The 12,745-nt window shown below is 73.3% G+C and carries 17 protein-coding genes; 4 read left to right on the forward strand and 13 right to left on the reverse strand.

What is annotated here, in order from left to right; translation table 11 throughout:
• Positions 1–15 precede the first annotated feature (15 nt).
• Complete coding sequence (locus tag E1287_RS37915) at positions 16–789, reverse strand: enoyl-CoA hydratase-related protein (protein ID WP_131970116.1); 774 nt, start codon at positions 787–789, stop codon at positions 16–18.
• 64 nt (positions 790–853) lie between these two features.
• Between E1287_RS37915 and E1287_RS37920 the strand changes: the two genes are divergently transcribed.
• Both E1287_RS37920 and E1287_RS37925 read left to right on the forward strand, forming a co-directional pair.
• Entirely contained in the window at positions 854–1,246 is a 393-nt protein-coding gene (locus tag E1287_RS37920; protein ID WP_131970117.1) for a hypothetical protein, read from the forward strand.
• 12 nt (positions 1,247–1,258) lie between these two features.
• The gene (locus E1287_RS37925; RefSeq protein WP_131970118.1) at positions 1,259–1,564 is read left to right on the forward strand and encodes an MTH1187 family thiamine-binding protein; all 306 of its coding nucleotides are present in this window, start codon (positions 1,259–1,261) and stop codon (positions 1,562–1,564) included.
• Here E1287_RS37925 and E1287_RS37930 read toward each other — a convergent pair.
• The 6 genes from E1287_RS37930 to E1287_RS37955 form a co-directional block, all read right to left on the reverse strand.
• Positions 1,542–1,916, reverse strand: a complete 375-nt coding sequence (locus E1287_RS37930; protein ID WP_131970119.1) for an STAS domain-containing protein — start codon at positions 1,914–1,916, stop codon at positions 1,542–1,544. The two genes, E1287_RS37925 and E1287_RS37930, sit on opposite strands and share 23 nt — an antisense overlap.
• 87 nt (positions 1,917–2,003) lie before the next feature.
• Positions 2,004–2,459, reverse strand: a complete 456-nt coding sequence (locus E1287_RS37935) for a MarR family transcriptional regulator (protein WP_131970120.1) — start codon at positions 2,457–2,459, stop codon at positions 2,004–2,006.
• A complete protein-coding gene (locus E1287_RS37940; RefSeq protein ID WP_131970121.1) occupies positions 2,456–3,910 on the reverse strand; it encodes a DHA2 family efflux MFS transporter permease subunit in 1,455 nt (484 codons plus the stop codon). Before E1287_RS37940 ends, E1287_RS37935 begins: the two co-directional genes overlap by 4 nt.
• A gap of 33 nt (positions 3,911–3,943) precedes the next feature.
• The gene (locus E1287_RS37945; RefSeq protein ID WP_131970122.1) at positions 3,944–4,780 is read right to left on the reverse strand and encodes an ABC transporter ATP-binding protein; all 837 of its coding nucleotides are present in this window, start codon (positions 4,778–4,780) and stop codon (positions 3,944–3,946) included.
• On the reverse strand, positions 4,780–5,811 hold the full coding sequence (locus tag E1287_RS37950; protein ID WP_131970123.1) for an iron chelate uptake ABC transporter family permease subunit: 1,032 nt from the start codon (positions 5,809–5,811) through the stop codon (positions 4,780–4,782). The genes E1287_RS37945 and E1287_RS37950 overlap by 1 nt, the downstream gene beginning before the upstream one ends.
• Entirely contained in the window at positions 5,808–6,848 is a 1,041-nt protein-coding gene (locus E1287_RS37955; RefSeq protein ID WP_131970124.1) for an iron chelate uptake ABC transporter family permease subunit, read from the reverse strand. The genes E1287_RS37950 and E1287_RS37955 overlap by 4 nt, the downstream gene beginning before the upstream one ends.
• Positions 6,849–6,998: 150 nt before the next feature.
• Here E1287_RS37955 and E1287_RS37960 point away from each other — a divergent pair, with 150 nt between their 5' ends.
• Positions 6,999–8,078, forward strand: coding sequence for an ABC transporter substrate-binding protein (locus E1287_RS37960; protein WP_131970125.1), 1,080 nt, complete (start codon positions 6,999–7,001; stop codon positions 8,076–8,078).
• An 11-nt stretch (positions 8,079–8,089) separates the two neighbouring features.
• Positions 8,090–9,019 carry a siderophore-interacting protein gene (locus E1287_RS37965; RefSeq protein ID WP_131970126.1) on the forward strand — a complete coding sequence of 310 codons (930 nt, stop codon included), beginning with the start codon at positions 8,090–8,092 and terminating at the stop codon, positions 9,017–9,019.
• Position 9,020: 1 nt separating this feature from the next.
• Here E1287_RS37965 and mnhG read toward each other — a convergent pair whose 3' ends face one another.
• From mnhG to E1287_RS37995, 6 genes are all read right to left on the reverse strand, one after another.
• The gene (mnhG, locus tag E1287_RS37970; RefSeq protein WP_131970127.1) at positions 9,021–9,359 is read right to left on the reverse strand and encodes a monovalent cation/H(+) antiporter subunit G; all 339 of its coding nucleotides are present in this window, start codon (positions 9,357–9,359) and stop codon (positions 9,021–9,023) included.
• Complete coding sequence (locus tag E1287_RS37975; RefSeq protein WP_131970128.1) at positions 9,356–9,637, reverse strand: monovalent cation/H+ antiporter complex subunit F; 282 nt, start codon at positions 9,635–9,637, stop codon at positions 9,356–9,358. The genes mnhG and E1287_RS37975 overlap by 4 nt, the downstream gene beginning before the upstream one ends.
• Positions 9,634–10,185, reverse strand: a complete 552-nt coding sequence (locus E1287_RS37980) for a Na+/H+ antiporter subunit E (RefSeq protein WP_131970129.1) — start codon at positions 10,183–10,185, stop codon at positions 9,634–9,636. The genes E1287_RS37975 and E1287_RS37980 overlap by 4 nt, the downstream gene beginning before the upstream one ends.
• Positions 10,182–11,702 carry a Na+/H+ antiporter subunit D gene (locus E1287_RS37985; RefSeq protein WP_131970130.1) on the reverse strand — a complete coding sequence of 507 codons (1,521 nt, stop codon included), beginning with the start codon at positions 11,700–11,702 and terminating at the stop codon, positions 10,182–10,184. Before E1287_RS37985 ends, E1287_RS37980 begins: the two co-directional genes overlap by 4 nt.
• Positions 11,699–12,187 carry a Na(+)/H(+) antiporter subunit C gene (locus E1287_RS37990; protein ID WP_131970131.1) on the reverse strand — a complete coding sequence of 163 codons (489 nt, stop codon included), beginning with the start codon at positions 12,185–12,187 and terminating at the stop codon, positions 11,699–11,701. The genes E1287_RS37985 and E1287_RS37990 overlap by 4 nt, the downstream gene beginning before the upstream one ends.
• Positions 12,184–12,745, reverse strand: a 562-nt coding sequence (locus tag E1287_RS37995; RefSeq protein WP_279508416.1) for an MnhB domain-containing protein, incomplete at its 5' end; no start/stop codon positions are given. The genes E1287_RS37990 and E1287_RS37995, both read right to left, overlap by 4 nt.

Here is a 12,745-nt window from a genome sequence, read left to right on the forward strand (position 1 = left end):
GGGCCCTGCTGGGGGTTAGGCGGGCCAGGTGGGGTGGCGTTTTTCTAGGAAGGCGGTCATGCCCTCTTGGGCTTCGGGGGTTAGGGCGGACGCGGCCATTACTTCGATCGCGTAGGTGTAGGAGTCTTGTTCTGGGCGGTCGAACTGGGCGTACATGGACTGCTTGCCCAGGGCCTTGCTGCGGGGGCTGCCCTGGGTGGCGCGTTGGAGCAGGTCGTGGGTCGCCTTGTCTAGTTCGTCGTCCGGGACCGCGTAGTTGATCAGGCCCCAGTCGGCGGCGGTGGCGGCGTCGAAGATCTCGCCGGTGAGGGCCATCTCGGCGGCGCGCTTGCGGCCGATGTTGTGGGAGATCGCGACTAGCGGGGTGTGGCAGAACCAGCCGCCCTTGCCCCCCGGCGCGGCGAAACCGGCGCTCTCGGCGGCGACGGCCAGGTCGCAGCTCGCGACGAGCTGGCAGCCGGCCGCGGTGGCGAGGCCGTGGACGCGGGCCACCACCGGCTGCGGGATCGACTGGATCGTCCGCATCAGGTCGGTGCAGATCCGGAGGAGGTCGCGGACGTCGTCGTGCGACGCCCCCGCCATGTCGGCGAAATCGTGGCCTGCGGAGAAGACCGGGCCGTTCGCCGCGAGGATGACGCCGCGGGCGCCGGTGCCGCCCGCCTCCTTGAACGCGCTGGTCAGCGTGAGGAGGAAGGCCCGGGAGAGGGCGTTGCGGCGGCGCGGCCGGTTCATCGTGATCGTGGTGAACGGGCCGTCGCGCTGAACCAGGACGTCTTCGTCTTCGCTCATACTCTCGACGTTACGTCAGACCCTCGTCGTACCGTGGGCGGGTCATCGGACGCGCCGAGGGGGTATGGCCTTGAAGCTGCTCACCGCCACCAACTCCACCCAGGGATTCCGCGACAACGACTTCGACTGGTGCGTCGAGGGCGAGCTCGTCCATATCGGGCTTGTCTGCGCGCGGGACCGGGACGACCCGGACGGCGGCTGCGGCTGCGGCCGGTCGTTCGCCGGGCTCAACTCGCACCGCGCGACGACGACCGCGATGGTCAGGGAGATACCGGGGTTCACCGACGACGACTACGTCCTGGCGATCAGGTCCAGCCTTGAGCAGCAGGGCTGCGACCCGTCGTTCGCCGAGCACGAGGCGGCGCTGCTGCGGTGCCTGGTGCGCGACTGGCCGGTGGGGGTGATCGTCGAGCGGCGGCTGGATGAGATCGTGGTGCGGAAGATCCTTCAGCCCTAGGGGGTGCGTTCCATGCTCGTCGCGTTCTCGGTGACTCCGCTCGGCGCGGGCGAGGAGGTCGGCGAGCTCGTCGCCGAGGCGGTGCGGGTGGTGCGCGAGAGCGGCCTGCCCAACCGGACCGACGCGATGTTCACCACCGTCGAGGGCGAGTGGGACGAGGTCATGGCCGTGGTGAAGGCCGCCGCCGACGCGGTCGCGGCGCGGGCGCCGAGGGTGAGCCTGGTCCTCAAGGCCGACATGCGGCCGGGGGTGACGGGCGCGCTCGACGCGAAGGTCGAGTCGGTCGAGCGGCATCTCAGCCGGAGAGCCAGTCCCTGATCTCGTCATCGGTGCGCGGCAGCAGGCACCAGAGGGCTTCCTCGGTCGACTCGCACATCGGGATGTGCTTGTCGAGGCCGAGGATCCGGCAGAGCCTCGCCGGGAAGGGACGCATGCCCACCAGCGCCAGGGCGGTGCCCTTGGCCTGGCAGCTGCACGCGCACTGGTGGAGGGTGCGGAGCCCGTCGGCGTCGAAGAATTCGACCCCGGAGACGTCCAGCACGAGCGGCCGGTGGACCAGCTCCCGCAGCCGCGACCGGACCTCGGGGCACGAGGCCCTGTCCAACTCCCCCGACAGCAGGACGGTCGTGTGGCGGTCGCTCTCGAAGACGACCATGTCGACGGCGGTCATGGACTCCCCCAATGCACGGCGGGATCGGGTGCACCGCACGCCATGATGCTCGCCCGCGCCCTGCCGTGTCAGGTGAACGGCGGGCCGTCAGTCCTCGGCGATGAGGCGGGCGGCGACGCGGTCGAGGACGGCCAGGTCGTCGGCCGGGACGTCGTAGAGGGACGGCGGCGGCGTGTCGAGGATGCGTTCGGCCTCCACCGCGGCGGCGCGCCCGGCCTCGGTCACCGTGACGATCTTGGAGCGGCGGTCGGCCGGGTTCGGGGACCGCTCCACCAGGCCGCGGCCGACCAGGTCGTCCACCACGAGGGTGGTGTAGGGGCGGTCGGTGAGCAGGACGTCGGCGAGGTCGCGCAGCGTCATCGGCTCGGCCGCGGCGGCGATGTGCCGCAGCGCCTTGATCCGGAAGAAGCTCATGCCGAGCGCCTCGACGGCCTCGCGCCGCCGGTCGCCGCGCTCGTGGAGCAGGACCCGCAGGTTGTGCCACGTCCGCTCCGCCATCTCGGCGCGGGCGCGGTCCCGGGGGCGCACGGCCGGCTCGGTCATCGGGTGCTCGCCTCCGTTGCGTGCTGCTGGTCCGCGTCGTCCTCCGACTGGACGAGACCGGACGTTCTCCGGGCGGCGCGGCGGCCGGTGGTGACGGTCCCGAGGACGAGGACGGCGGCGGCGCAGCCGACCATCGCCCAGTATGCCGGGCGGGCCGCCGGCACGAAGCCGGGCCCGGCGAGCGGGCCGGAGAGCCCGGCGGCGAGCACGGCGCCGAGCGCGGCGACGCCGAGCGCGCTGCCGACCTGCCGGCTGGTGGACGCGACCGCCGCGGCGACCCCGGCCTGGGCGCGCGGCATCCCCGACACCGCCGTGTAGGTGATCGGCGAGTTCAGCATGCCGAACCCGATGCCGAACAGCACATACCCGGCGAACAGCGTGGTGTCGCGCGTCTCGGCGTCGAACGCGGCGAACAGCAGCGCGCTGGCGAGCATCGCCGCCCCGGCGAGCTGCAGCGGCAGGCGCGGGCCGCGTCCGCCCACGAGCCGTCCCGACAGCGGGGAGCACACGGCGGTCGCGGCGGCCATCGGCAGCAGGTACAGCCCGGCGTCCAGCGCGGACAGCCCGCGGACGTTCTGCAGGTAGAGCGTGTTGAGGAAGAGGAACCCGCCGAAGGCCGCGAAGCCGGTGACCGCGATGACGACGGCGCCGGAGAACGTGGGGCTGCGGAAGAACCGCAGGTCGATCAGCGGTTCGCGGGCGCGGAGCGCGTGCCGCGCGAACCCGGCCAGCGACACGGCGGCGACGATCGCGGCGCCGTAGACGAGGGGGTCGGCGATGCCGCGTCCCGGCGCCTCGATGATCGCGTACGTCAGCGTCCCGAGGAAGGTGATCAGGAGGAGCTGGCCGAGCGGGTCGGGGCGGCGCGGGCGCGGCGCGCGGGACTCGGGGACGAACAGCGCGGTCAGCGTGAACGCGGCCAGCCCGATCGGCACGTTCAGCCAGAAGATCGCGCGCCAGCCGACGGAGTCGACCAGCAGCCCGCCGAGCAGCGGCCCGAGGGCCATGCTCAGCCCGACGGTCCCGGCCCAGACGCCGATGGCGCGGGCCCGCTCGCGCGGCTCGGTGAACACGTTCGTGATGATCGACATCGCGACGGGGTTGAGCATCGACCCCCCGACCGCCTGCACGACTCGGGCGGCGACGAGCCAGCCGAGGGACGGCGCGAGGCTGCACAGCACGGACCCGGTGACGAACAGCGCGAGCCCGGTCTGGAACACGCGGCGGCGGCCGAGCCGGTCGGCGGTCGAACCGGCGAGGATGAGCAGCGACGCGATGACGATCAGGTAGGCGTCGATCGTCCACTGGAGGCCGGACAGCGAGCTGCCGAAGTCGTGCTGGAGGGTCGGGAGCGCGACGTTCAGGATCGTGTTGTCGAGGTTGATGATGAACAGGCTCATGCAGCAGATGGCGAGGACCGCGAGCCGGCGCCGGGGGCTGAGCTCGGGCATGCGGCGCCTCCAATCGTTGTACCTCTACAACGATTAGGATCCTACAACCAATTCCGGCCGCTCCGTGCGGGCCCGGTTCGATCGTGTGCCGCGCGGGACGACCAGCGGCGTCCCCGTCTCCGGGCAGTCGATCACCCGGCACGGAAGCTTGAACACCTCTTCGACCAGGGCGGACGTCACCACGGCGCAGGGGTCGCCCTCGGCGACGATCCGGCCGTCGCGCATCGCGATCAGGTGCGTGGCGTAGCGGGCGGCGTGATTGAGGTCATGCAGGACGGCCACGACCGTCCGGCCCTCCTCGTGCAGCGCCGCGCACAGGTCCAGGACCTCGATCTGGTGCGCGATGTCGAGATAGGTCGTCGGCTCGTCCAGCAGGAGCAGCGGCGTCTGCTGGGCCAGCGCCATCGCGATCCACACGCGCTGCCGCTGGCCGCCGGACAGCTCGTCCACCGCGCGGGCGGCGAGGTCCCCGACACCGGTCGCGGCCATCGACCCGGCGACGACCCGCTCGTCCTCCCTCGACCACTGGCGCAGCAGGCTCTGGTGCGGGTACCGGCCGCGCGACACCAGGTCGGCGACCGTGATCCCCTCGGGCGCGATCGACGACTGCGGCAGCAGGCCGAGCGTCCGGGCGAGCTTCTTCGCGGGCCAGCCGGCGATGGGCCGCCCGTCCAGGACGACCGTTCCGGCGGACGGCTTCAGGATCCGCGCCAGCGCCCGCAGCAGCGTCGACTTGCCGCACGCGTTCGGGCCCACGATCACGGTGAACGACTTGTCCGGTATGGACACGTCGAGCTCTTCGGTGATGGTGCGCTTGTCGTAGCCGAGGGTGAGCCCCGAGCCGGTGAGCCGCGCGTCCGCCTTGTCCATCAGATCCGTCCCGTCTTGCGTTCGGTCACGAGGAGCCAGACCAGGTATCCGCCGCCGAGGAGCCCGGTCACCACGCCGACCGGGAGCTGGTGCCCGGGGAAGGCGCGCTGCGCGACCCAGTCGGCGGCCACCAGCAGCGCCGCGCCCATGCACGCCGCGGGCAGCAGGTTGGGTCCCGTCGTGCGGGTGAGGCGCCGGGCGAGCTGCGGCGCGGTCAGCGCGACGAACGCGACCGGCCCGGCCGCCGCCGCGGCGAGCGAGGTGAGCAGCACGGCGGCGGCGAGCATGATCAGCCGGACGCGCTCGATGGGGACGCCGAGCCCGTGCGCCGCGTCGTCGCCCATCTCCAGCATCCGCAGTGCCCGCCCGCAGCCGACGAGCACCAGCGGCCCGAGGACGGCGAGCGCGATGAGCACGGGCGCCGTGTCGGACCAGTCGCGTCCGTCCAGGCTGCCGGTGAGCCACAGGACGGCGCGGGCCGCGTCGGTGATCCGCGCCTGCGTGAGCAGGTAGCCGTTCACGCCGGTGAGGATCGCGGCGACGCCGATGCCGACGAGGATGAGCCGCTGCCCGTGCGCGCCGTGCCGTCCGGCCACCGCGTACACGACCAGGCCCGTAGCGAGGCCGCCGCCTGCCGCTCCGGCCGCCACCGCGGCGCTGCCCGCGCCGGTGAGCACGATCACGGCGAGGACGCCGGACGCGGCGCCCTGGGTGAAGCCGAGGATGTCGGGGCTGCCGAGCGGGTTCCGGACGAGCGACTGGAAGATCGCCCCCGCCAGCCCGAGCGCCGCGCCGACCGCGAGGGCCGCCGCCACGCGCGGCAGCCGGATCTGGTTGACGATGAGGGAGTCGGCGGGCGTGCCCTGCCCGAGCAGCGTCCGGACGACGTCGGCCGGGCTCATCGGGAAGTCGCCGCTGCCGATGAGCAGCACGCCCGTGCCGAGCGCCACGGCCAGGCAGGCGGCGGCGACGGCGAGCGCACGCGCGCGGAACCGGAACGACAGCCCGCCCGGCGTCCGTATGACCGTCACCTGGACACCGCCCTGCTGCCGGGGCGGCGCACGAAGTACAGGAACACCGGGCCGCCCGCCACGACCATCACGATCCCGACCTGGAGCTCGGACGGGCGCACGACGACGCGTCCGAGGACGTCCGCCGCCAGCATCAGCGCGGGCGAGAGCAGCGCGCAGAACGGCAGCAGCCAGCGCAGGTCGGGCCCGGTCAGCGCGCGGACGAGATGCGGCACCATCAGCCCGACGAAGATGATCGGCCCGCACGCCGCCGTCGCCGCCCCGCACAGCAGCGTCACCGTGACGATCGCGACGATCCGGGCGCGGCGGGGGTCGGCGCCGAGCGAGCGGGCGGCGTCGTCGCCCATCGCCATCGCGTTCAGCGGGCGCGCCAGCAGCAGCGCCGCCACCAGCCCGACGGCGACGAACGGCGCGACGCGCACGATGGTGTGGTTCTGCGCGGAGGCGAGTGAGCCGACCGTCCAGAAGCGCATGCGGTCGAGGGACGCGGTGTCGAGGAGCTGCACCGCGTTCACGTAGGAGAACAGCGCCGCGTTCAGCGCGGACCCTGCCAGCGCGAGCCGCGCCGGTGTCGCGCCGCGCCCGCCGCCGACCGCGTAGAGCAGGACGGCGACCGCGCCGGCGCCCGCGAACGCGAACCACACGAAGCCGGTGAACGACGTCACGCCGAGGAACGAGATGGCCGACACGACGGCGGCCGAGGCGCCCGCGTTGATGCCGAGGAGGCCGGGGTCGGCGAGCGGGTTGCGGGTCAGCGCCTGCATCACGGCTCCGGCGAGGCCGAGCGCCACGCCCGCGAGCAGCCCGAGCACGGTCCGCGGGAGCCGCATCTCGTGGACGACCGTGTACGCGGACGAATCGCGGTGGAACAGCCCGTCCCACGCCTCGCCGAGCGACAGCGGCTTCGCGCCGACCGCGAGGCTGAGCGCGATCACGGCGAGCAGGAACGCCACCGCTGCGATGAGCCCGGCCGCCCGCCGGCCGCCCGGTGATCGCTCGACGGCCGGCGCGGTCGGCGGAGGTTCGGTCAGCAACACCTGGCGGGCTCCGGGGGTCGTGCCGGGGACCTCCGCCGCGGACGGCGACTGGACGGCCCCCGCTCTGGGACGAAGACTTAGGTTAGGTTAACCTAAGCCCGCATCGGCCGAAATGTGGCCCTCGTAGCTGATTCGTGGAGAACGTCCTAAATGTCATTCATCGGGTCCCGGCACCGTTCACGCAGCGTCGTCCCAGGCGCGGGCCTCGCCGCCGGGGGGCTCACCCGGCGAGGGCTGCTGGGCGCGGGCGGCGCACTCGCCGTCGGCGCACTCATCAGCGCATGCGGCGGCGAGGTCGGGAACGGGAGCGGCTCGGGGTCGGGCGGCGACGGCGGCGCGTGGACGTTCACCGATGACCGCGGCACGAAGGTCGATGCCAAGGCGCGTCCCGAGCGCGTCGTCGGATACGTCGGCACCGCCGCCGCCCTGTACGACTTCGGCGTCGACGAGCAGCTCGTCGGCGTGTTCGGCCCCACGAGGCTGAAGGACGGCAGGCCCGACCCGCAGGCCGGGAACCTCCCCGTCGACCGGCTGGAGGTCATCGGCAACGCGTTCGGCGAGTTCAACATCGAGAAGTACGCCGCGCTCCGTCCCGACCTCCTCGTCGACACCATGTTCCTCGCGAACGAGCTGTTCTACGTCCCGGCCGAGAGCAAGGACAAGATCTTCGCGCTGGCGCCGAGCGTCGCGATCGCCGCCGGAGCCGTCCCGCTGCCCAAGCCGATCGAGCGGACCGCGGCGCTCGCCGCCGCGCTCGGCGCCGACCTGAAGTCGGCGAAGGTCACAGCCGCGAAGGCGCGGTTCGACAAGGCGGTGGAGGCGGTGCGCGCGGCGGCCAAGGCCCGCGCGGGGCTGAAGGTGCTGGCCGCGTCCGCGAGCCCCGATCTGTTCTACGCGTCCAGCCCGGGCAAGAACACCGACCTCATCTACCTCAAGGAGCTGGGCGTCGACCTGATCGTCCCGGACAAGGTGGGGCGGGACGGCTACTTCGAGGAGCTGAGCTGGGAGAACGCCGGCAAGTACAAGGCCGACGTCATCATGCTCGACTCCCGGACGCAGGCGCTGCAGCCGAAGGACCTCGGCGGCAAGCCGTCCTGGAAGGACCTGCCCGCGGTGAAGGCCGGCCAGGTCATCCCCTGGCAGCCCGAGCCCCGGTTCTCCTACGAGGGGTGCGCGCCGATTCTCGAGGCGCTCGCCACGTCCATCACATCCGCCAAGAAGACCGGCTGAAAGGTTGCGCTATGACGAGTCCGGCCCACCCCTACGCCTTCTTCGACCTGCACGTCCTGCGCTCGGAGCGGCTCGGCCCGTCCATGGTGCGCATCACCTACGGCGGCCCGTGCCTCGCCACCACGAACGGCACGGCCGTGAGCGGTCCGGCCACTAACGGATCAGCTGGAAATGGCTCGGTCGCCACCGCATCGGTCGGGGATGGGCCGGACGGGCCGCGGTTCGTCACGGCGGGCCGCGATCAGCGCATCAAGCTGTTCTTCCCGCACCCGCACCAGGACGCGCCCGTGATGCCGGAGAGCCTCGGCGGCGAGACCTGGTTCGCCGACTGGCGGGCGCTGGACCCGGCCGAGCGCGGCATCATGCGGTCCTACACCGTCCGCGACCAGCGCCCCGGCGAGCTGGACGTCGACTTCGCGCTCCACTCCGACGGCGGCGCGGGCCCGGCCGCCTCCTGGGCGGAGGCCGCGCGTCCCGGCGACCGCGTCGCCGCCCTCGGCCCGACCGGCGCCGACAACGGCGGCTACGACTTCCGCCCGCCGCCCGGCAGCCCGGTCCTCATGGCCGGCGACCTGACCGCGCTGCCCGCCATCGCCGGAAACCTCGCCTGGCTGCCCGCCGGGACCCCCGCCCGCGTCTGGATCGACGTCCCGCACCCGGAGGATCGCCAGGACCTGCCGACCGCCGCCGACGCGGAGATCACCTGGGTCTCCCCCGGCGGCCTGCCGGACGCCGTCCGCGCGTCCGCGCTCCCGGACGGCGCCTACGCGTGGATCGCGGGCGAGTCCGCCGTCGTCAAGGCGCTGCGCCGGCACCTGGTGAAGGAGCGCGGCCTGGACCGACGCGCCGTCACGTTCACCGGCTACTGGCGCCGCGGCGCCACCGAGGAGGACCTGCTCGCCGAGGTCGTCGCCGGCGACAGCCCCGCCACCGAGGAGTGACTCAGGCCCGGCCGCCCGAATCCGAGGATTCGTCGAGGGTGAGGGCGGCGGGGTCGATGGCGCCGGAGCGGTAGGCGGCGGCGCCGATGGTCTGGGCGGCGACCGGCGCCGTGATCAGCTGGAAGACGGCGACGAGCAGCAGCGGGGTCGCGTCCGCGATGGAGCCGGTCTGCGGCGCGACGCCCGCGAGGATGAGCAGGAGCCCGATCGTCTGCGGCTTCGTCGCCGCGTGCAGCCGGGTGAGCAGGTCGGGGAACCGCAGGACGCCGAGCGCGCCCACCGCCGAGAACGCGGCGCCCGCGGGCAGCAGCACGGCCGTGACGACGTCGCCCGCGATCACGCGCGGTCCTCCGCACCGTTCTTCGCCCGTTCCGCCGCCAGCCGGGCCGCCGTCACCGAGCCCACGAAGCCCAGCAGCGCGATCACCACGAGGATGGTGGCGTTGGCGGGCTCGTCGCTGGCGGCGGCGTGGACGGCGATGCCGCTGACCAGCAGCACGGACAGGACGTCCATCGCCATGATGCGGTCGAACGGCGTCCGGCCGCGGATCAGCCGCACGGCGGTCATCAGGACGGCGGCGCCCAGCAGCGCCATGGTCACGGTGTAGACGGCGTTCATCGCTCCTCCATTGGCGGTGCGTCCGGCCGTACGTCGTCGGCCGGGGTCACGAGGGCCCGCATCAGCCTCCGCTCCGTGCGGAGCACGCCGTCCCGCGCGGCGTCCGCCTCCTGGGGGCCCCGGACGGGCATACCGTGGATGCGCAGCACAGAGCGCTCCCAGTCGAGGCCGACCAGCAGCGTGCCAGGACGGAGGGAGACGCTCGTCGTCACGGCCAGGAGGACGAGCTCGGAGCGTGACTGGGCGCCGACCTCGATGATCGCCCCCTGGACCCGGCGGGGTGCGCGCAGCGCGTGCCAGGCGATGACGACGCTCGACACGAGCAGGTCCCACCCGAACTCCAGGGCCGCCTTGGCGAAGGGCACCGGCCGCACCCGGGTGACCAGCGGCACCGTGGGGAGCCTGCTCACCGCGTAGGCGACGAGGACGACGACCAGGCCGCCGATCACGGTCGCGGCGTCGATCCGTCCCCAGAGCAGCACCCATACCGCGAGCAGCCACACGCCCATGCCCAGCCGGGCCCCGGCGCTCCGGAGGAGGCGGTTCATCGGCCCTCCCCGGTCAGCACGGCCTGCCGGTAGGCGGACGGGTCGAGGAGGTCGATCGCGGCGCGGCGGCTCCAGGACGACAGCGGCCCCGCGAACACCGCGATGAGGAGACCGGCCACGACCATGACGGCCGTCACCGACTGCATCATCCGCACGCCGCCCTGCGTATAGGACTCCTCGGCAGGCGGCTCGGCGGCGCCCTCGGGACGAGGACGCCAGAACCCGAGCGTCCAGATCCGCGACATCGCCATCAGCGTCAGGAGGCTCGCCAGCACGGCCACGCCGGTCACGACATAGGCGAGAGGACGTCCCGCGCCGAGCCCCGCCTGGAACAGCGCGAGCTTCGCGACGAACCCGGACGACGGCGGCACCCCGCTCACGCTCATCGCGGGGACGAAGAAGAGCACGGCGATGAAGGACGACAGCCGCGCCAGCCCACCGAGCCGGTGCAGCGACGTCTCCCCGGTACGCCCCTGCATCAGATCGCTGACCAGGAACAACGTCGCCTGCACCACGATGTGGTGGACGAGATACAAGATCGCCCCGGTGAGCCCGGCGACGCTGAACAGCCCGAGCCCGAACAGCATGTACCCGATATGTCCGACGAGCGTGAACGAGAACACCCGGTGGACGTCGTCGTGCGTCAGCGCGCCGAGCGTGCCGACGAGCATCGTCCCGGCCGCCAGCGCCAGCATGACCCACGACTCGTGCTCGCGGGGGAACAGCAGCGTCTGGACGCGGATCAGCGCGTAGATCGCGGCCTTCGTCAGCAGCGCCGCGAACACGGCCGTGACCTTGGTGAGCGCGGCCGGGTAGCTGTCGGGCAGCCACAGGTGCATCGGCACGATCGCGCCCTTGATGCCGAACACGACGAGGAACAGCATCCCGAGCGCCGAGCGGGTCCCGGCGGGCAGGTCGGCCACGCGCGCCGACAGGTCGGCGAGGTTCACCGTCCCGGCGGCGGCGTAGGTCAGGCCGAGCGCGGTGAGGAACAGGATCGAGGATGTGAGGCTGACCACCGTGTACGTCATCCCGGCCCGCATCCGCTCCGCCGTCGGGGTGAGCGTCATCAGGACGTAGCTGGACGCGAGCATGACCTCGAACGCGACGAACAAGTTGAACAGGTCCCCGGCGAGGAACAGCAGGCACACGCCGGCGGTCAGCGCGAGGTAGGCGGGGTAGAACACGCCGGGTTCGTGCCGTCCGAGCCCGCCGGCGCCCTCCCCCACCGCGTGCAGCATGATCGCCAGCAGCACGGCGGCGGACACGACCAGCAGCAGCGCCGACAGCCGGTCCGCGACCAGCGTGATGCCGAGCGGCGCGGCCCACCCGCCCATCTGGACGGCGATCACCCCGTCCCGCGCGACGGCCGCCACCAGCCCGCCCGCGGCCGCCACCACGCCCGCGCCGACCAGCGGCGCGAGCACCCGCAGCCACGCCTCCCGTCGCCGGCTGATCATCGCCAGCGCGGCGCCCAGCAGCGGCAGCACGAACGGCAGCGGAACGAGCACGCTCATCCGCCGCCCCCGCCCCGACCCCGCGGCCCGTCATCCCGCGACCCGTCGCCCCGCGGTTCGTCCCTTTCCCGCGGGTCCTCCTCCAGCGGGTCGGACTCCTCCGCTCGCGGGTCGTCCTCGCGCCGGCGGCGGCGTTCGGCGCAGATACGGCGGTCCTCGACGTCGTCCATGACCTCGTCCTCGCCGAGGAGCAGGCGGCTCCGGTAGGCGAGCGCCAGTAGGAACGCGGTGACCCCGAACGTGATCACGATCGCGGTCAGCGCCATCGCCTGCGGCAGCGGGTCCGCGGACGGTCCGACGCCCTCCCCGAGGATCGGCGGCGTGCCCGCCGCCCCGCCCGCCAGCAGCAGGACGAGGTTGGCGCCGTGCCCGAGCAGCATGAAACCCACCACGACCCGGATGAGCGACCGCTGCATCAGCAGGTCGAACCCGGCCGCGAACAGCACCGCGACGAGCACGACGAGGACGAGCGCGGGCCCGGTCACGCCCGGCCCCCGGCGTCTTCTCCCACGCCCCGGGCTTCCTCCAGGGCACCCGCTCCGTCCGGGTCCCCGGAGTCCTCTTCCTCCTCCAGGCTCGCGCCGAGCGTGGTGAGGATGGTCAGCACCAGGCCGAGCACCAGCAGGTACACGCCGGCGTCGAAGAACAGGCTGGTCGGCACGTCGATGTCCCCCACCAGGGGCGCGGACGCGTGCAGGATCTCGCCCCGCAGGAACTCCCCGCCGGACGTCCAGCCCGCCGCGCCCGTGGCGACCGCCAGACCGAGCCCGCCGCCGAGCAGCACGCTGGGACGCACGGGCAGCGCCGTCGCCAGCTCACGCCGTCCGCCCGGCAGGTATCGCAGGACGAACGCCATGCCCGCCACGAGCCCGCCCACGAACCCTCCGCCGGGATGCCCGTGCCCCGCGATCAGCAGGTAGATCGAGAACACCAGGATCGTCGGGCCGAGCAGCCGCGCCGCCGCCTCCAGCACGACCGAGGAGCCGCCGAGCGGGGGACGCCCGGGCGTGGCGAGCCAGCGCGTCCGCGACACTCCCCCGGCC

This window comes from Actinomadura sp. KC06, assembly GCF_004348735.1.
Taxonomy (GTDB): domain Bacteria; phylum Actinomycetota; class Actinomycetes; order Streptosporangiales; family Streptosporangiaceae; genus Spirillospora.